This is a genomic window from Pseudomonas sp. Z5-35 (assembly GCF_051131945.1).
GTDB lineage: Bacteria > Pseudomonadota > Gammaproteobacteria > Pseudomonadales > Pseudomonadaceae > Aquipseudomonas > Aquipseudomonas marvdashtae.
Genome location: NZ_CP071640.1, coordinates 5,465,133 through 5,483,721, shown reverse-complemented (window position 1 = coordinate 5,483,721; position 18,589 = coordinate 5,465,133). Strand labels below are relative to the sequence as shown.

The window sequence follows — 18,589 nt, the reverse complement described above, 5'->3', positions numbered from 1 at the left end:
CGTTTATCGCGAGCTGGCTCGGTCCTACAGGTTCTGTCTTGCTTGCAGTCATTTGTTAAAAAAAAGGGCTTGGGGAACGAGTCCCCAAGCCCTCAAAAGGTGAGAGGTGTCTAGTCCCTCGACCTGGTGAGCAGTGGTCGCGTCGATCAAGCCTTCAGCGGGACCAGACGCGGAGCAATCATGTTTTCCGGGCGCAGGATGTCGTCGAGCATGGCGTCGTCGAGCAAACCTTCTTCGCGCACTAGTTCCAGCACGCCGCGGCCGCTTTCCAGGGCGACACGGGCGATGCGAGTGGCGTTTTCATAGCCGATGTACGGATTCAGGGCGGTGACCAGGCCGATCGAGTGCTCGACCAGTTCACGGCAGCGCGCTTCGTTGGCGGTGATGCCGACGATGCAGTGCTCGCGCAGCATGTCCATGGCCCGTTGCAGCAAGCGGATCGAGTCAAAGATCTTGAAAGCGATCAGCGGCTCCATCACGTTCAGTTGCAGCTGGCCGCCTTCGGCCGCCATGGTCAGCGCCAGGTCGTTGCCAATGATCTGAAACGCGACCTGATTGACCGCTTCAGGGATCACCGGGTTGACCTTGCCGGGCATGATCGAGCTGCCTGGCTGGCGGGCCGGCAGGTTGATTTCATTGATGCCAGTGCGCGGGCCGCTGGACAGCAGGCGCAAGTCGTTGCAAATCTTCGACAGCTTGACTGCGGTGCGCTTGAGCATGCCGGAGAACAACACGAAGGCGCCCATGTCAGAGGTGGCTTCGATCAGGTCCGCGGCCGGCACCAGCGGCTGGCCGCTGATGGTCGCCAGGCGTTGTACGGCCAGGGCCTGATAACGCGGGTCGGCATTGATGCCGGTGCCGATGGCGGTGCCGCCCAGGTTCACTTCGGTGAGCAGTTCAGGCGCCAGGGTTTTCAGGCGCGCCAGGTCTTCGCCAAGGGTCGTGGCGAAGGCGCGGAATTCCTGGCCGAGGGTCATCGGCACGGCGTCTTGCAATTGTGTGCGGCCCATTTTCAGGACGTGGCTGAATTCCTGGCCCTTGGCGGCGAACGCCTGAATCAGGCTGTCGAGGCTGGCCAGCAGCGCGTCATGCCCCAGCAGCAGACCCAGGCGGATCGCGGTCGGGTAGGCGTCGTTGGTGGACTGCGCCATGTTCACGTCGTTGTTGGGATGCAGGTACTGGTACTGGCCTTTCTGGTGACCCATGGCCTCCAGCGCGATGTTGGCGATGACTTCGTTGGCATTCATGTTTGTCGATGTGCCAGCGCCGCCCTGAATCATGTCCACCACGAACTCTTCGTGGAAATCCCCGCGGATCAACCGTGCGCAGGCTTCGCTGATCGCGGCGTGCTTGGCTTCGCTGAGTTGGCCCAGCTCACGGTTCGCGTCAGCGGCGGCTTGCTTGACCATCGCCAGACCGACCACCAGCTTGGGGTAATGCGAGATCGGGACACCGGAGAGACGAAAGTTGTTGATCGCTCGCAGGGTCTGGATGCCGTAATACGCTTGCGCCGGTACTTCGAGTACGCCAAGCAGGTCTTTTTCTGTGCGGAATGATGCAGCGGAGGACATGATGGAAATCATCTCAATAAGGACCCGGTCTGTGCCGGAACGCTGTGAATCCTAGGCTTTCAGGAAAATTTGGGCCAATGCTGTTAAACACTGCCCTATGCATATTCGGCATAATGCGCGTGTGACGCCGACGACTCGGCGAACGTGTGACCTGTTTTGGTGCGTCCTTCGGAGGACGAAGATGAATCTTGAAAGCAAATGGCTTGAGGACTTCAGTGCCCTGGCCGCGACCCGCAGTTTTTCCCAGGCGGCCGAGCGTCGCTTTGTCACGCAACCGGCTTTCAGTCGGCGGATCCGCAGCCTGGAGGCGGCGCTGGGGTTGACGCTGGTCAACCGCTCCCGTACGCCGATCGAACTGACCGCGGCGGGGCAGCTGTTCCTGGTGACGGCGCGCACGGTGGTCGAGCAATTGGGCGAAGTGTTGCGGCATCTGCATCATCTGGAGGGCGGGCAGGGTGAGGTCATCCAGGTGGCGGCGGCCCATTCCCTGGCGCTGGGTTTTTTCCCGCGCTGGATTGCCCAGCTGCGCAACGAAGGCATGAACATCGCCACGCGACTGGTCGCGACCAACGTGGGTGATGCGGTGCATGCCTTGCGTGAAGGTGGCTGCGACCTGATGTTGGCCTTCTATGACCCGGACTCGGCAATGCAAATGGACCCGGAGATCTTTCCATCCTTGCACCTGGGCCAGACCGAGATGCTCCCGGTCTGCGCGGCCGATGCCGACCGCAAGCCGTTGTTCGATCTGGAGGGCGAGGCCAGCGTGCCCTTGCTGGCCTATAGTGCCGGGGCTTTCCTGGGACGTTCGGTGAACCAGTTGTTGCGCCAGCGTGCGCTGCGCTTCACCACGGTCTATGAGACGGCCATGGCCGACAGCTTGAAAAGCATGGCCTTGGAAGGGCTGGGGATCGCCTGGGTGCCTCGACTCAGCGTACGCGCCGAGCTGGAGCGTGGGGAGCTGGTGATCTGCGGCGGGACGCAATGGCACGTGCCGCTGGAGATCCGCCTGTACCGCTGCGCCCTGGTGCGCAAGGCCAATGTGCGGTTGCTGTGGCGCAAGCTTGATGGCGGTATGGCAAGCGCCATAGGTTGATAAATAATCATTGCACCGCCAACCAAGACCTGACTGATGGGCTCATCTGAGCTGGTTAAAATACTGCCGCATGTTGTCCCTGTTCTTTTCGGAGTAACGATACGTGTTGCCACGCAAGTGTGAAAAGTTATCCGTCAGCATGATCGAGTCATGCCACCAGCCGTCATACTCAACGGCGCTATCCTCATGAGTGGCGTGGAACATATGACCTATCTCATGGGCAGGGAAGCGAAAGGATGTAATAGATGAAATAGCGAAACTTCCTCCTTGGTGAGCAACGCCGCCGACCGTCCTGTTCAGGTTGTTTCTGGTTAACAGGAGCGTTTTGGTGATTCTCGGATCATAGTTGCCCGACCGGACGCGTGTGTAATGCCAATCCGCAGCGACATTTTTCCATGAATTCAAAATTGCGCCCACGTCTTGGCCTTGGTAGTCGAACGTGGATAATTCAATGGGCAACCGGCTCCGATTCAAGAGGATGACAGTTTCACGCTGCGAAATATATTCCAGTTCTGACTTAAGCCAAACAAAGTAGTCGGAGTAAAGTTTGTCTTTGCCGTAGCTTTTCAAGTCTTCATGTAGACAGACCAGTATCGTGATTTGGTTTTTCATTAGTTGAACATCCTTGTTCGGTGGGCGTAGTTCTCGGCAACTTGTTCATGCGATCAGTGCGCTGTTTTTATAAAGCTTTTTAAGCATGGGTTGAACGTTGGTTGCACTTCAGAATGTGTAGTAACGAATAGAAACACGGCGCGCTGACTTTCAAGTCAGGAAGTGGGGGCTTTTTCAGTGTGTGACAGGTGGTCGCGACAGGGGCTGTTTATCCGCTCCATTGCGGTATACTGCGCGGCCTTTGGCCGGTCCGGATCGGCCATAATTCGTACAACAAGCCACGCTGGTTTTCCCGCGTGGCTTGTTGTTTTTTGACGCGCCTGCGGGCGCCCAGAGAGAAGAGGCACGACGATGAGTGCACTGGTTGGCGTGATCATGGGCTCCAAGTCCGATTGGTCCACCCTTAGCCACACCGCCGATATGCTGGAAAAGCTCGGCATCCCTTACGAGGTGAAAGTGGTGTCCGCCCACCGTACCCCGGACCTGCTGTTCCAGTACGCCGAAGAGGCCGAGTCCCGTGGCATCGAGGTGATCATCGCCGGAGCCGGTGGCGCGGCCCATCTGCCGGGCATGTGTGCGGCCAAGACGCACCTGCCGGTGCTGGGCGTGCCGGTGCAGTCGTCGATGCTCTCGGGTGTCGATTCGCTGCTGTCGATCGTACAGATGCCGGCTGGCATCCCGGTTGCCACCCTGGCCATCGGCAAGGCCGGCGCGATCAACGCGGCGCTGTTGTCGGCGAGTATCCTGGGGGCCAAGCATCCGCAGTTTCATACCGTGCTGAAAAAATTCCGCGCTGAGCAGACAGACAGCGTCCTGGACAATCCAGACCCACGCATTGCCTGAGGTTGTTGACGAATGAAGATCGGTGTAATCGGTGGCGGCCAGTTGGGTCGCATTTTGGCCTTGGCGGGTACGCCGCTGGGGATGAACTTCGCTTTCCTGGATCCGGCGCCGGACGCCTGCGCCGCTGCCCTGGGTGAACACCTGCGGGCCGATTACGGCGACCAGGATCACCTGCGCCAGCTGGCCGATGAAGTCGACCTGGTGACTTTCGAATTCGAAAGCGTCCCGGCCGAGACCGTTGCCTTCCTGTCCCAGTTCGTCCCGGTCTACCCGAGCGCCGAAGCCCTACGCATCGCCCGCGATCGTTGGTTCGAAAAGAACATGTTCAAGGACCTGGGCATCCCGACACCAGCCTTCGCTGACATTCAGTCCCAGGCCGACCTGGACGCCGCGGTCGCGTCCATTGGCCTGCCGGCCGTGCTCAAGACCCGTACCCTGGGTTACGACGGCAAGGGTCAGAAGGTCCTGCGCAACCCCGAAGACGTCGCCGGTACTTTTGCCGAACTGGGCAGCGTTGGCTGCCTGCTGGAAGGTTTCGTGCCGTTCACCGGTGAAGTCTCGCTGATCGCCGTGCGTGCTCGTGACGGTGAACTGCGCTTCTACCCGCTGGTGCACAACACCCACAAAGACGGCATCCTCAAGCTGTCCGTCGCCAGCACCGACCATCCGCTGCAAGCCTTGGCCGAAGATTACTCCAGCCGAGTGCTCAAGCAGCTCGACTATGTGGGTGTCATGGCGTTCGAGTTCTTCGAAGTGGACGGTGGCCTCAAGGCCAACGAAATCGCCCCGCGCGTGCATAACTCCGGGCACTGGACCACCGAAGGCGCCGAGTGCAGCCAGTTCGAAAACCACCTGCGGGCGGTGGCCGGGCTGCCGCTGGGCTCGACGGCCAAGGTCGGTGAAAGCGCGATGCTGAACTTCATTGGCAAAGTGCCGGATACCGAGAAGGTCCTGGCGATTGCCGACTGCCACCTGCATCACTATGGCAAGGCCTTCAAAGTGGGTCGCAAGGTCGGTCATGCCAACCTGCGTTGCGCCGACCGGGCCACGCTGGCCCAGCAGATCATCAAGGTCGAGACGTTGATCGCCGAGCAATAATCCGAAACATTCTTTGAACCATTCGTCGGCCGGCTTCTCTCATGGCAAGGTGCCAAAGTCTGACTAGGCTTTGGCATAGCTATTCAACCAGAGGGAAATGCCATGGGAATCATCGGAACCATCTTAATCGGCTTGATCGTCGGCCTGCTGGCGCGCTTTCTCAAACCGGGCGATGACAGCATGGGCTGGATCATGACCATCCTGCTCGGTATCGGCGGTTCGTTGGCGGCCACGTACGGCGGCCAGGCCTTGGGTATCTATCAGGCCGGCGAAGGCGCTGGTTTCCTCGGTGCCCTGGTGGGCGCCGTGGTGTTGCTGGTGATCTACGGCCTGATCAAAAGAAACTGATCAAACGTGACAAAGCCCTCTCTGCGCGGCGCGCTTAGAGGGCTAAACTGCCCGGCGTTTCATTTATCACTCATTGCCGAGCCACTTCATGCGCCGTCTAGTATTTATCCTTCTTCTGCTGGGCAGTGGCTTGGCCCACGCCGCCGAGCTGCCCGAAACCGACTGGCTCGAACTGATGCCCAAATCGGACCAGAAAGCTCTCGAGGCCATGCCCGAGATTGACCACAACTCCCCCGAAGCCAACGGCACGTTCACCGAAAAGGGTGGCCTGAAGCAAAGCAAAGGCTTGCCGGCGGTGATGTACTCGGCAAAGACCGTGGCGTCGATGAACGACAAGCACATCCGCCTGGGCGGTTATCCGGTGCCGCTGGAAACCGACGCCAAGGGCCGCAGCACGCTGTTTTTCCTCGTGCCTTATCCGGGGGCCTGCATCCACGTCCCGCCTCCGCCGCCCAATCAGTTGGTGCTGGTGCGTTATCCCAAGGGTGTGAAGCTGGACGATATCTACGCACCGCTGTGGGTGACCGGCACGCTGAAGATCGAAAAGGTCGATAACGACTTGGCGAGCGCAGCCTATGCGATGGAGGCGCAAAAAGTGAGGGTGGTGCAGGAGGCGGATCTGTAGGCCTGTAATACGCTCACTGTAGGAGCGAGCAGGCTCGCTCCTACATGAATTGGCCTGGCTTAGAGCTGCTTGCTGCGGATGCTTACGCCAAGGGTATGACTGGCATCCGGCAATAGCGTCACTACATCGTCCATCACGTTCGCGGTCTCGATGCACAGCATGCGCTGCCAGCCATCGTCGGCCATGTCGCTGAAGGCCTTGGCCCGTTCGGTCCAGGGGTTCCAGATTACCGCCGAGCGTGAGCCGCTGCTGGTCAGTTCGATGCGTCGCTGCCAGTGCGGGTCAACGATGCTCAGCGTCGGCGGAGTATCGAGATAGATCCGGTCGGTTTCGCCGGCAAAATGTAGATCGCCGGCCTGGGCGTGGGTCTTCCAATCGTCCAGGGTCTCGATGTAGCTCAACCCATCCACGCCGTCGACATGCACATTGCGCACATCGCTGACAGCGAAATAACTGTGCAGCGCCTGGCTGAGGCTGACGGTTTCGCTGCCACGGTTGTGGCTGGTGAGGCGGATGTGCAGCTGCTCGTCCATCACGATCGCCAGCGTAAGGTCCACGTGGTGGGGCCAGCCCGAGAGGCCGTTTTCCGGGTAGGGCAAGACGAATTCGATCTTCAGGCTTTCGCCCTCGGCCTCGATGCCCTTGAGTTCCCAATCCATCGCCCGCACCAAGCCGTGGGCCGTGGCCGGTTCGTTGCTGACGCGCATCGCCTGGACACTGTCAGGGTTGAGGGTCAGGTTACCGAACCACGGCCAGCACACTGGAACGCCGGCGCGGATGCTCTTGCCGGTCTTGAACGTGGCCTGGTCGTTGAGCCAGATCAGCGGCGGCTGGCCGTCCACTTGATAGCTGAGGACATGCGCGCCTTGCTGGGCCACCAGCAACTCGGCCTGACCGTGGCGGATGCGCCAACCGTTCAGTTCATCCAGTTTGACGGCTTCGACGTTAGGCGTAGGCATCTGGCAAATCTCGTTCAGGAACATGAACTGCAATGGACCGCAAAACGGTCGCCGTGTTTAACGGGCGCGTGGCGGAACCGAGCGGGTGCGACCACTGCCATCAATCGCGACGAATACAAACACCGCTTCGGTGACCTTGCGCCATTCGCTGGACAGCGGGTCGTCGCTCCAGACTTCAACCATCATCTGGATCGAGCTGCGGCCAATTTCCAGGGCCTGGGTATAGAACGACAGCTGCGCGCCGACGGCCACCGGCACCAGGAAGGCCATGCGATCAATGGCCACGGTCGCCACGCGTCCGCCGGCAACCTTGCTGGCCATCGCGGTGCCGGCGAGGTCCATCTGGGACACCAGCCAGCCGCCAAAAATATCGCCAAAGCCGTTGGTGTCTCGAGGAAGCGCGGTGATCTGCAAGGCCAGGTCGCCTTGCGGAATTGGATCTTCTTGTTCGAGCTCTATCATGCCGAAGGGGCCTCTGACCCGTAACTCTGTCTTGTCTTTCAGGTGAATAGCCGTCTTTGAAAAAACGATTCAGCCCGAACATGCCACGTTCGTCACGTTTTTCGTAAAGGCGTGCCAAAGGGAAACTCTGCGAAACCGGCTGATTTGACTACATCACCAACGACGTTTTCGCACAGCAACCCCTTACAGAGTGTCGCAAGGTTGCGAGTATATCGGGCGAGAGACGTCGAGACGACCACTGGGTTCTGATTTCGACTGTCTATTACGCACCTCTATGTGCTTTTTCTAACAATTTGCTATCGTGCCGGACCTGCCCAGGCTCCCATTGCGCGTTGTCGGGGCCGCAGAACCGACTATAAGAGAAGCCCTTGCCATGACCACTGCGCCTTCGAGCACGGCGATGCCCGCACAACCCGCCCGTCCGCTGACCCGTAATGACTACAAGACCTTGTCGCTTTCTGCCTTGGGCGGCGCGCTGGAGTTCTACGATTTCATCATTTTCGTGTTCTTTGCCACCGTGGTCGGCAAACTGTTCTTTCCCGCCGAGATGCCGGAATGGCTGCGCCTGATGCAAACGTTTGGCATTTTTGCCGCCGGTTACCTGGCCCGGCCGCTGGGCGGGATCGTCATGGCCCACTTCGGTGACCTGCTGGGCCGCAAGAAAATGTTCACCCTGAGCATTTTCATGATGGCGGTGCCGACCCTGATCATGGGCTTGCTGCCGACATATGCGCAGATCGGCATGTGGGCGCCGATCCTCTTGTTGCTGATGCGGGTGATTCAGGGCGCGGCCATCGGCGGCGAAGTGCCTGGGGCCTGGGTATTCGTCTCCGAACACGTGCCAGCGCGCCACATCGGCTATGCCTGCGGCACCCTGACCTGTGGGCTGACGACGGGAATTCTGTTGGGTTCGCTGGTCGCCACCGCCATCAATAGCCTTTATACGCCGATGGAAGTGGCGGATTACGCCTGGCGGATCCCGTTCCTGCTGGGCGGTGTGTTCGGCTTGTTCTCGGTGTACCTGCGCCGCTGGCTGCACGAAACCCCGGTTTTCGCCGAGCTGCAACTGCGCAAGGCCCTGGCCGAAGAGGTACCGCTGCGGGCCGTGCTGCGCGACCACCGCGGTGCCATCGCCATTTCGATGCTGCTGACCTGGCTGCTGTCAGCCGGTGTCATCGTCGTCATCCTGATGACGCCGACCGTGCTGCAGACTGTGTATCACTTCAGCCCGACCACGGCATTGCAGGCCAACAGCCTGGCGATCGTATTCTTGAGCCTGGGTTGCATCGGCGCGGGTGTGCTGGCAGACCGTTTCGGTGCGGGGCGGGTGTTTGTCTTCGGCAGCGGTTTGCTGCTCGTCACGTTCTGGACCTTCTACCACAGCCTGTTCGAGCACCCCGAGTGGTTGTTCCCGCTCTATGCCTTGAGTGGCTTGCTGGTGGGTACTATCGGCGCAGTGCCCTACGTCATGGTCAACGCCTTCCCGGCCGTGGTGCGCTTCAGCGGCCTGTCGTTTTCCTACAACCTGGCCTACGCAATCTTCGGCGGATTGACACCGATGATCGTGACCCTGCTGTTGAAAGAAAGCCCGATGGGGCCGGCGTATTACGTGGCGATCATCTGCGGGATCGGGATGGTGGTGGGTGGTTATCTTTGGAAGAAGGGTCGCTAAGCGACGCCGAACAAGCTTTGTGGCGAGGGGATAAAGTCCCTCGCCAAGACATCCGACGAAACCCGATGCTGGCCTTTCATCCAATTGTCATATTTCAGCAATAGAGTGTTCACACGGCTTACCGATACTTGGCCGACTTAACACACCCTATCTGCTAGGAGTAAGGCATGAAACTGAAGCGTTTGATGGTGGCAATGACTGTTGTCGCTGCTGGCGTTGCGACTGCCAACGCGGTTGCCGCTGTTGACCCTGCGATCCCGAGCTACACCAAGACCACTGGTGTGTCGGGCAACCTGTCCAGCGTCGGCTCCGATACCCTGGCCAACCTGATGACCTTGTGGGCTGAGAACTACAAGAAAGAATACCCGAACGTAAACATCCAGATTCAGGCCGCCGGTTCCTCCACCGCGCCGCCCGCACTCACCGAAGGCACCGCCAACCTGGGCCCGATGAGCCGCAAGATGAAGGACAACGAACTGCAGGCCTTCGAAACCAAGTATGGCTACAAGCCTACCGCTATCCCGGTTGCCGTGGACGCCCTGGCCGTATTCGTCCACAAGGACAACCCGATCAAGCACCTGACCATGGCTCAAGTCGATGCCATCTTCTCCTCGACTCGCCTGTGCGGCGCCAAGGCTGACGTCAAGACCTGGGGCGACCTGGGTGTGACCGGTGACTTGGCCAACAAGCCAGTCCAGCTGTTTGGCCGTAACTCGGTGTCCGGCACCTACGGCTACTTCAAGGAAGAAGCCCTGTGCAAAGGCGACTACAAGCCTAACGTCAACGAACAGCCGGGTTCGGCTTCGGTTGTGCAGTCGATCAGCAGCTCGCTCAACGGCATCGGCTATTCGGGCATCGGCTACAAGACCGCCAGCGTGAAAACCGTTGCCCTGGCCAAGAAAGAAGGCGGCGAGTTCATCGAAGACACCGAAGAAAACGCCCTGAACGGCAAATACCCGCTGTCGCGTTTCCTCTACGTTTACGTCAACAAGGCACCGAACAAGCCTCTGGCCCCGCTGGAAGCCGAGTTCGTCAAGCTGATCCTGTCCAAGCAAGGCCAGGAAGTCGTGGTCAAGGACGGCTACATCCCGGTTCCAGCCAAAGTCGCCGCCAAGGCACTGGCTGACCTCGGTCTGCAAGCAGGCGGCAACGTCGCGAAGCAGTAACGCCTGAGTCCGGGCCAACGCCCGGGCTGCTGTGGGAGGGAAGACCGCTCCCACGGCCTAATTTTCCTGTCCGCTGCCAGCGTCCCGTTGGCGGCGGATTTGTTGCGTCACTTCACTGTCATCTTTCTGTCATACAGGATCGCTAGGGTGTGCGCATGAATGATCTGGCCAACTCCACAATGACTACGACTTCCCCTCCCAAGCGCATTGACTTCAATACGCCTGAGCTGCAACGCAAGCGTCGCATCCGCGCGCTCAAGGATCGCCTGACACGCTGGTACGTGCTGGTTGGCGGCCTCGCCGTCCTAGCGGCAATTACCCTGATTTTCTTCTTCCTGGCTTATGTGGTGCTCCCGCTGTTCCAAGGTGCGGACCTCACGGCCAAGGACTCGATCACGCCTGCCTGGATGCAGGACGCCGGCAAACCTTTGATGATCGCCATCGAAGAACAGAACCAAGTTGCCATGCGGATTTCCGACAAAGGCCAGGCGCTGTTTTTCGAGCTCGACAACGGTGCCGAACTGCGTCGCGTCGACCTGCCGATCCCGGCCGGCGCCAGCGTGACGTCCATCGGCGAGGACCAGCCCGGCAGCCCGTTGGTAGCGATCGGTCTTTCCAATGGCCAGGCCCTGGTGGTGCGCCACACTTATAAAGTCAGCTATCCCGACGGCAAGAAAACCATTTCGCCGGCCATCGAATACCCTTACGGTGAAGCGCCGATCGCCTTGAACGAGCAGGGCGCTGCCCTGGAGCACGTCAGCCTCAACGCCACCGATTCGACCCTGTTGCTGGCCGGCTCCAGCGGCGCCCAGTTGCAGGTGCTGTCGCTCACCAGCGAAGAAAACATGATGACCGGTGAAATCACCAGCGAGCAGACGCGTATCGACCTGCCGCAGATGACCGAGCCGGTGAAGAACATTTTCGTCGACCCGCGCCAACAGTGGCTGTATGTAATCAACGGTCGCGCCCAGGCTGACGTATTCAGCCTGCGGGACAAGAGCCTCAACGGTCGCTACAAGCTGCTGGAAAACGCCGAAGCCCAGATCACCGCCACGGCTCAACTGGTAGGCGGTATCTCGCTGATCTTCGGGGACTCCAAAGGTGGCTTGGCCCAGTGGTTCATGGCGCGCGATCCGGACGGCGAGCAGCGCCTGAAGCAGATCCGTACCTTCCAGATGGGCTCTGCGCCGATCGTTGAAATCAGCGCCGAGGAACGTCGCAAAGGCTTCGTGGCCCTTGATGCCGCCGGCAAGCTCGGCGTGTTCCACAGCACCGCCCACCGCACCTTGCTGGTGGATCAGGTCGTCGATGGTCAAGGCTTGTTTGGCATGTCGCCACGGGCCAACCGGTTGATCGTGGAGCAGGGCGGCAAACTGCAGCCCTTGCTGCTGGAAAACCCGCACCCGGAAGTTTCCTGGAGCGCGTTGTGGAGCAAGGTCTGGTACGAAAACTACGATGAACCCAAGTACGTCTGGCAATCGACCGCGGCCAACACTGACTTCGAACCCAAGCTGAGCCTTTCGCCGCTGACCTTCGGCACCTTGAAAGCCGCGTTCTACGCGATGCTGCTGGCCGCGCCATTGGCGGTTGCCGCGGCAATCTACACCGCCTACTTCATGGCCCCGGGCATGCGCCGCAAGGTCAAGCCGGTAATCGAGCTGATGGAAGCGATGCCGACGGTGATCCTTGGTTTCTTCGCCGGCCTGTTCCTCGCCCCGTATGTCGAAGGGCACCTGCCAGGCATCTTCAGCCTGCTGATGTTGCTGCCGATCGGCATCCTGGTCGCCGGTTTCGCTTTCAGCCGCCTGCCGGAATCCATTCGCCTGCGAGTGCCGGACGGCTGGGAAAGCGCCTTGCTGATCCCGGTGATCCTGTTCGTCGGCTGGCTCTCGCTGTACATGAGCCCGTACATGGAAGCCTGGTTCTTTGGTGGCGACATGCGCATGTGGATCTCCCATGACCTGGGCATCACCTACGACCAGCGCAACGCCTTGGTGGTTGGCCTGGCGATGGGCTTCGCAGTCATTCCGAACATCTATTCGATTGCTGAAGACGCTGTGTTCAGCGTGCCGCGCGGCCTGACCTTGGGCTCGCTGGCCCTGGGAGCCACGCCGTGGCAGACCATGACGCGCGTGGTGATCCTCACTGCCAGCCCGGGCATCTTCTCAGCCTTGATGATCGGCATGGGCCGTGCGGTGGGCGAGACGATGATCGTGCTGATGGCCACCGGCAACACACCGGTCATGGAAATGAACCTGTTCGAAGGCCTGCGCACCCTGGCGGCCAACGTCGCGGTGGAAATGCCGGAATCGGAAGTCGGCGGCAGCCATTACCGCGTGCTCTTCTTATCGGCCTTGGTGTTGCTGTTGTTCACCTTCGTCATGAACACCCTCGCGGAGCTGATCCGTCAGCGTCTGCGCAAGAAATATTCGTCGCTTTAAGAAAGGTAGAAGTCTGTGAAACAGAACTCCCTGAAAGGATGGTTCAAGAGCGGCGCCCCTGGCGTCTGGATCAGCGGTGGCGCCGTGTCCATCGCGGTCATCATGACCATTGGCCTGCTGGCGGTGATTGCCGTGCGTGGCCTGGGCCACTTCTGGCCGGCGGACCTGATCCACGCCAGCTACACCGTGCCGGGCATGCCTGCGCAGTTGGTGGTCGGCGAAGTTGTGCAGAAAGAAGAAGTGCCTCGCGAACGCCTGAAAAGCGCCGGTCTGCCGGTGCCGGACGAAGGCCCCGAGTTCATGACCCGCGAGCTGGTGAAGGTCGGCAACCGCGACCTCAACGGCACCGACTTCACCTGGATCGTCGGCGACTGGCTGACCAACCAAACGATGCCGCCGGAACTGATGGCCCTCGAGCGCCGCGAGTGGGGCAACTTCTACGGTTACTTGGTCAACGTCAAGGAACAAGGCAAGGTCATCGCCGAAGGCGAGGCCGCCTGGCCGCAGCTGCAGACCCGTATCGAACGGGTGAACCAACTGGCCGACGAACTCAAGACCCTGGAAAAAGCCGACATCGGCGCGATCAACGCCGGGCTCGAGCGCATTCGCCTGCACGGTCGCAAACTGGAACTGGAGGGCAAGCTCGACGCCACCGCACAAGCCGATTTGGAAAGCGAGCGCGCCGAACTCAACGCCCGCTACAAGGACATCGAAGCGCGCCTGGCCGACCTGCACGCGCAGTTCAATCGCGACAGCCTGACGGCACGCGATGCCAACGGCAAGGAAGTGGAGATCGAAATCGGCAAAGTGGTACACGCCTACCAGCCAAACGGCATGGGCACGTTCACCAAGATCGGTTTCTACTTCAGCAAGGTCTGGGAATTCCTCAGCGACGACCCTCGCGAAGCGAACACCGAAGGCGGGATCTTCCCGGCGATTTTCGGCACCGTGATGATGACCCTGATCATGGCGATGATCGTGACGCCGTTCGGCGTGCTAGCGGCGGTGTACCTGCGTGAATATGCCCGCCAGGGGCCGATGACCCGCTTGATCCGCATTGCCGTGAACAACCTGGCGGGCGTTCCGGCCATCGTCTACGGCGTGTTCGGCCTGGGTTTCTTCGTCTACGTGCTGGGCGGCTCGGTTGACCGGCTGTTCTTCCCCGAAGCCTTGCCGGCACCGACCTTCGGCACGCCGGGCCTGCTCTGGGCCTCCCTGACGCTGGCGCTGCTGGCGGTGCCGGTAGTGATCGTCGCCACCGAAGAAGGCCTGGCGCGGATTCCGCGCACCGTGCGTGAAGGTTCGCTGGCCCTTGGCGCAACCAAGGCCGAGACCCTGTGGAAAATCGTCCTGCCGATGGCGAGCCCGGCGATGATGACCGGCATGATCCTGGCCGTGGCCCGTGCCGCTGGCGAAGTCGCGCCGTTGATGCTGGTGGGCGTGGTGAAACTCGCGCCGTCGCTGCCGCTGGACGGCAACTACCCGTATTTGCACCTGGACCAGAAAATCATGCACCTGGGCTTCCATATCTATGACGTCGGCTTCCAGAGCCCGAACGTCGAAGCGGCCCGACCGTTGGTGTACGCCACGGCGCTGCTGCTGGTGCTGGTGATCGCCACGTTGAACCTGTCAGCGGTGTGGATCCGTAACCACCTGCGCGAAAAATACAAAGCGTTGGATAGCTAAAAAGCCTTAGCCACAAGCGGCAAGCTACAAGCCGCTTTTGCTCAAACTTGCAGCTTGCAGCTCAAAGCTTGCAGCTACGAACGGAGTGAGATCATGCAACACGAAGCGCATACACACGGCATCAACATGTCGGCCCTGGGCCGCGACAAGCAGAGCCTGAACCTGGCTCAGGAAACCGTCGCCATCGAAGTGCCCGGGCTGAACCTCTTCTACGGCCAGAAACAGGCGCTCTATGACGTCAGCCTGAACATTCCGAAACAGCGCGTTACCGCGTTCATCGGCCCGTCGGGTTGCGGCAAGTCGACGTTGCTGCGCACCTTCAACCGCATGAATGACCTGGTGGACGGTTGCCGCGTCGAAGGTGAAATCAACCTCTACGGCAATAACATCTACCGTAAGGGCGAAGACGTCGCCGAGCTGCGTCGCCGGGTGGGCATGGTGTTCCAGAAGCCCAACCCGTTCCCGAAGACCATCTACGAAAACGTCGTCTACGGCCTGCGCATCCAAGGCATCAACAAGAAGCGCATCCTCGATGAAGCCGTGGAATGGGCGCTCAAGGGCGCGGCGCTGTGGGACGAGGTCAAGGACCGCCTGCACGAATCGGCCTTGGGTCTGTCCGGCGGCCAGCAGCAACGTCTGGTAATCGCCCGCACCATCGCCGTGGAACCGGAAGTGCTGTTGCTCGACGAACCGTGCTCGGCCCTCGACCCGATCTCGACATTGAAGGTCGAAGAGCTGATCTATGAGCTCAAGTCCAAGTTCACCATCGTCATCGTGACCCACAACATGCAACAGGCGGCTCGGGTATCGGACTACACCGCGTTCATGTACATGGGCAAGCTGGTGGAGTTCGGCGACACCGATACCCTGTTCACCAATCCGGCCATGAAGCAGACCGAGGATTACATTACAGGCCGCTACGGCTAGCCGTAGAGCCGCAAGCGTCAAGCTGCAAGCGGCAAGTAAAAAGCGATCCGAGTCACGACACATATCAGCTTGCAGCTTGAAGCTTGCAGCTCACAGCTTTTGCGGAGCAAAACCATGATTTCGAAGGAAGGTCTCACTCATCACATTTCCGCGCAGTTCAACGCCGAGCTGGAAGAGGTGCGCAGCCACCTGCTGGCCATGGGCGGGCTGGTGGAAAAACAGGTCAACGACGCGGTGACCGCGCTGATCGAGGCTGACTCCGGCCTGGCCCAGCAAGTGCGCGAGATCGACGACCAGATCAACCAGATGGAACGCAACATCGACGAAGAGTGCCTGCGCATCCTGGCCCGTCGACAGCCGGCTGCGTCCGACCTGCGCCTGATCATCAGCATCTCCAAGTCGGTGATCGACCTTGAGCGCATCGGCGACGAAGCCACCAAGATCGCCCGCCGTGCCATTCAGTTGTGCGAAGAAGGCGAAGCGCCACGCGGTTACGTCGAAGTCCGCCACATCGGTGACCAGGTGCGCAACATGGTCCGCGATGCGCTGGACGCCTTCGCCCGTTTCGACGCCGACCTTGCGCTGTCGGTGGCCCAGTACGACAAAATCATCGACCGCGAATACAAGACCGCCCTGCGCGAACTGGCGACCTACATGATGGAAGATCCGCGCTCGATCTCGCGGGTGTTGAGCATCATCTGGGTGCTGCGCTCGTTGGAGCGTATCGGCGATCATGCGCGCAACATCTCGGAACTGGTGATCTACCTGGTGCGTGGCACCGATGTGCGCCATATGGGCCTCAAGCGGATGAAGGAGGAAGTTGAGGGCACACCGTCCGAAACCGCTAATGTTCCCGGCGAAACTGACGATAAGTAAGATTGCCAAGAAAAGCGCCCGGCCTTCTGGTCGGGCTTTTTTTTGCGGTCTTTTTAATCGAAAGCAGCACCCCGCGAACGAAAGTCCCGGCGTGACTGAAGGTTTTTGGCAGTGTGCCATCAGTAAAGCGGTATGCTTGCCGGGATTTTTTAGAGGTGTATCTGGATGAGTAAGGTCAGTGTGTTGGTCGTGGACGATGCTTCGTTCATTCGTGACTTGGTGAAGAAGTGCCTGCGCAACTACTTCCCAGGCATCCGCATCGAAGACGCGGTGAACGGCAAGAAAGCCCAGGCCCTGCTGGCCCGTGAAGCGTTTGACTTGGTGCTGTGCGACTGGGAAATGCCGGAGATGTCCGGCCTGGAACTGTTGACCTGGTGCCGCCAGCAAGACAACCTCAAGGGCATGCCGTTCGTCATGGTGACCAGCCGTGGCGACAAGGAAAACGTAGTCCAGGCGATCCAGGCCGGCGTTTCCGGCTATGTCAGCAAGCCCTTCACCAACGAGCAACTTCTCACCAAGGTCAAACAGGCGATGCACAAGGCCGGCAAGCTCGAATCCTTGATGAACAGCGCCCCGACCAAGATGAACTCGGCCTTCGGCAATGATTCCCTCAGTGCCCTGACGGGTGGTAAGCCTGCGGTTGCAGCTGTTGCTTCGGCGCCTGCGGTGAATCCTTTTGCCAAGCCAGCCGCCCCGGCTCCCGCAGCCGCTGCCGCCCCGGCCCGTGGTTTGCTCAATAGCCCGCCGGTGAAGGCACCTGCCGCATCGGCGTCGTCGAGCAATCGCGGCCAAGGCCAGTTGCGCCTGTCCAGCGGCACCCAGCAATGCGTGATCAAGGCCCTGAGCCTCAAGGAAGCGCTGTTGGTGGTCAAGCGCACCGACATCCTGCCACAGGTCCTTGAAAGCGCCGTGCTGGACATGGAGCAGGGCGACAACGCCGAAACCGCTCGTCTCAACGGTTACCTGCACGCCATAGTCGCTCACGAACAAACCCCCGACAGCGAGTGGCTGCAACTGACCTTCCGCTTCGTCGACAAAGACCCGCAGAAGCTCGACTACATCTCCCGCCTGATCGCCCGCGGCACCGCGCAGAAGCATTTCGTACCGGGCGCCTGATTCGGCCATGTAGATCGTTCCCATGCTCCGCCTGGGAACGATCAGCAACACCGATCGCTGAACCGATTTTGAAACATCCGTCGACTACGCTGGTCCATCCCAGCTGCTAGGCTGCTTTGCAGGCCTTCATTTCGACAGAATTCTTGCCCATGCTCGTGCCGCTGCTGTTCGCCTGTGGTCTTGTCCTGGCCGTCACCCCGGCCCTGGCCATGACTATTTATAAATCCACCGATGCCAATGGCGTGGTCTCCTACAGCGACCGCCCCACCAAGGGCTCCCAGGTGTTCGTGTTCCGTGATCGCATGGTCGAGCGCCTGGAGCGGCAGGTGTTTCTCGACATCAGGAAGCAGAACGACGCGGACGCGGTGTTCGTGCGCAACGACTTATACGCCCCGGTTGAAATCGAGCTGAGCTTTGCCGGTCTGCGCAACGTCAGTGGAGCGCCGAGCCGGCCGATTCGGCGTGTGCTGCCGGCGCGCAGCAATCTGCGCCTGGCGCTGCTGACGGCCACCCGGCCCGGAAGGCCGCTGGCGTATACCCCAAGATTCGAATACTCCCTGGGCGACCCGGCGGGCGCGGCGCAGGCGTATCGGTATCCGTTGCCTTGGCGAGGCGGGCCGTTTCGACTGAGCCAGGGCGCCAACGGCCAATACAGCCACTACGGACCCAAGAACCGCTACGCCATGGACATCGCCATGCCCGAGGGTACGCCGATCATCGCGGCCCGGGGCGGCGTGGTGGTCAAGACCGAAAACGAGCAGACCGGACGCGGCACCGACCCATCCGGCAATTTCGTGCGTGTGCTGCACGACGACGGGACCATGGGCGTGTACCTGCATTTGCAAAAAGGCTCGGTGAGCGTACAGGAAGGGCAGCGGGTCGTGGTCGGCACACCCTTGGCGCTGTCGGGCAACACCGGCAACAGCTCCGGCCCGCACCTGCACTTCGTGGTGCAACGCAACACCGGGTTGGGGCTGGTCTCGATTCCCTACCAGTTCAACCAACCGGTAGGCGAGTTGCCCAACTTTGCGGTGGGCAAGCAGTAGAGGCTTGCGGGGGCTTTTCGTGGCGAGGGAGCAAGCTCCCTCGCCACA

17 protein-coding genes are annotated in these 18,589 nt (G+C 60.4%); 13 read left to right on the top strand and 4 right to left on the bottom strand.

Annotation, left to right across the window (positions count from 1 at the left end; all coding sequences use genetic code 11):
• Positions 1 to 146: 146 nt before the first annotated feature.
• On the bottom strand, positions 147 to 1,571 hold the full coding sequence (gene aspA, locus J3P95_RS24960; protein WP_434559570.1) for an aspartate ammonia-lyase: 1,425 nt from the start codon (positions 1,569 to 1,571) through the stop codon (positions 147 to 149).
• 181 nt (positions 1,572 to 1,752) lie between these two features.
• On the opposite strand from aspA, the gene J3P95_RS24955 reads away from it, so the two are divergent.
• The gene (locus J3P95_RS24955) at positions 1,753 to 2,664 is read left to right on the top strand and encodes a LysR substrate-binding domain-containing protein (RefSeq protein WP_434559568.1); all 912 of its coding nucleotides are present in this window, start codon (positions 1,753 to 1,755) and stop codon (positions 2,662 to 2,664) included.
• Positions 2,665 to 2,706: 42 nt separating this feature from the next.
• Here the strand turns inward: J3P95_RS24955 and J3P95_RS24950 are convergent, their stop codons facing one another.
• Positions 2,707 to 3,276: a hypothetical protein gene (locus J3P95_RS24950; RefSeq protein ID WP_434559566.1), complete on the bottom strand. Its 570-nt coding sequence runs from the start codon at positions 3,274 to 3,276 to the stop codon at positions 2,707 to 2,709.
• A gap of 351 nt (positions 3,277 to 3,627) precedes the next feature.
• Between J3P95_RS24950 and purE the strand changes: the two genes are divergently transcribed.
• From purE to J3P95_RS24930, 4 genes are all read left to right on the top strand, one after another.
• Positions 3,628 to 4,119: a 5-(carboxyamino)imidazole ribonucleotide mutase gene (gene purE, locus J3P95_RS24945; protein ID WP_003187060.1), complete on the top strand. Its 492-nt coding sequence runs from the start codon at positions 3,628 to 3,630 to the stop codon at positions 4,117 to 4,119.
• Between the two features lie 12 nt (positions 4,120 to 4,131).
• On the top strand, positions 4,132 to 5,217 hold the full coding sequence (locus J3P95_RS24940) for a 5-(carboxyamino)imidazole ribonucleotide synthase (RefSeq protein WP_434579331.1): 1,086 nt from the start codon (positions 4,132 to 4,134) through the stop codon (positions 5,215 to 5,217).
• Between the two features lie 102 nt (positions 5,218 to 5,319).
• Complete coding sequence (locus tag J3P95_RS24935) at positions 5,320 to 5,565, top strand: GlsB/YeaQ/YmgE family stress response membrane protein (RefSeq protein ID WP_186633148.1); 246 nt, start codon at positions 5,320 to 5,322, stop codon at positions 5,563 to 5,565.
• Between the two features lie 88 nt (positions 5,566 to 5,653).
• A complete protein-coding gene (locus J3P95_RS24930) occupies positions 5,654 to 6,190 on the top strand; it encodes a DUF3299 domain-containing protein (RefSeq protein WP_434559562.1) in 537 nt (178 codons plus the stop codon).
• Positions 6,191 to 6,249: 59 nt separating this feature from the next.
• On the opposite strand, the gene J3P95_RS24925 is transcribed toward J3P95_RS24930, so the two are convergent.
• On the bottom strand, positions 6,250 to 7,149 hold the full coding sequence (locus J3P95_RS24925; protein WP_434579334.1) for a D-hexose-6-phosphate mutarotase: 900 nt from the start codon (positions 7,147 to 7,149) through the stop codon (positions 6,250 to 6,252).
• A 57-nt stretch (positions 7,150 to 7,206) separates the two neighbouring features.
• Positions 7,207 to 7,611, bottom strand: coding sequence for an acyl-CoA thioesterase (locus J3P95_RS24920; RefSeq protein WP_030139126.1), 405 nt, complete (start codon positions 7,609 to 7,611; stop codon positions 7,207 to 7,209).
• Positions 7,612 to 7,984: 373 nt separating this feature from the next.
• On the opposite strand from J3P95_RS24920, the gene J3P95_RS24915 reads away from it, so the two are divergent.
• From J3P95_RS24915 to J3P95_RS24880, 8 genes are all read left to right on the top strand, one after another.
• Positions 7,985 to 9,283, top strand: coding sequence for an MFS transporter (locus J3P95_RS24915; protein ID WP_434579336.1), 1,299 nt, complete (start codon positions 7,985 to 7,987; stop codon positions 9,281 to 9,283).
• Positions 9,284 to 9,450: 167 nt separating this feature from the next.
• On the top strand, positions 9,451 to 10,449 hold the full coding sequence (locus J3P95_RS24910) for a phosphate ABC transporter substrate-binding protein PstS family protein (RefSeq protein WP_434559556.1): 999 nt from the start codon (positions 9,451 to 9,453) through the stop codon (positions 10,447 to 10,449).
• A gap of 407 nt (positions 10,450 to 10,856) precedes the next feature.
• Positions 10,857 to 12,890: an ABC transporter permease subunit gene (locus J3P95_RS24905; protein WP_434563963.1), complete on the top strand. Its 2,034-nt coding sequence runs from the start codon at positions 10,857 to 10,859 to the stop codon at positions 12,888 to 12,890.
• Between the two features lie 15 nt (positions 12,891 to 12,905).
• Positions 12,906 to 14,576: a phosphate ABC transporter permease PstA gene (gene pstA, locus J3P95_RS24900; RefSeq protein WP_434626225.1), complete on the top strand. Its 1,671-nt coding sequence runs from the start codon at positions 12,906 to 12,908 to the stop codon at positions 14,574 to 14,576.
• Positions 14,577 to 14,669: 93 nt separating this feature from the next.
• Positions 14,670 to 15,503, top strand: coding sequence for a phosphate ABC transporter ATP-binding protein PstB (gene pstB / locus J3P95_RS24895; RefSeq protein WP_039593593.1), 834 nt, complete (start codon positions 14,670 to 14,672; stop codon positions 15,501 to 15,503).
• 114 nt (positions 15,504 to 15,617) lie between these two features.
• Complete coding sequence (phoU, locus tag J3P95_RS24890; RefSeq protein ID WP_030139132.1) at positions 15,618 to 16,379, top strand: phosphate signaling complex protein PhoU; 762 nt, start codon at positions 15,618 to 15,620, stop codon at positions 16,377 to 16,379.
• 165 nt (positions 16,380 to 16,544) lie between these two features.
• Positions 16,545 to 17,495 carry a response regulator gene (locus J3P95_RS24885; protein WP_434559552.1) on the top strand — a complete coding sequence of 317 codons (951 nt, stop codon included), beginning with the start codon at positions 16,545 to 16,547 and terminating at the stop codon, positions 17,493 to 17,495.
• A 149-nt stretch (positions 17,496 to 17,644) separates the two neighbouring features.
• Positions 17,645 to 18,541 (top strand): peptidoglycan DD-metalloendopeptidase family protein, encoded by an 897-nt coding sequence (locus J3P95_RS24880; RefSeq protein WP_434559550.1) that lies wholly within the window; start codon positions 17,645 to 17,647, stop codon positions 18,539 to 18,541.
• The last annotated feature ends 48 nt before the right edge of the window (positions 18,542 to 18,589 follow it).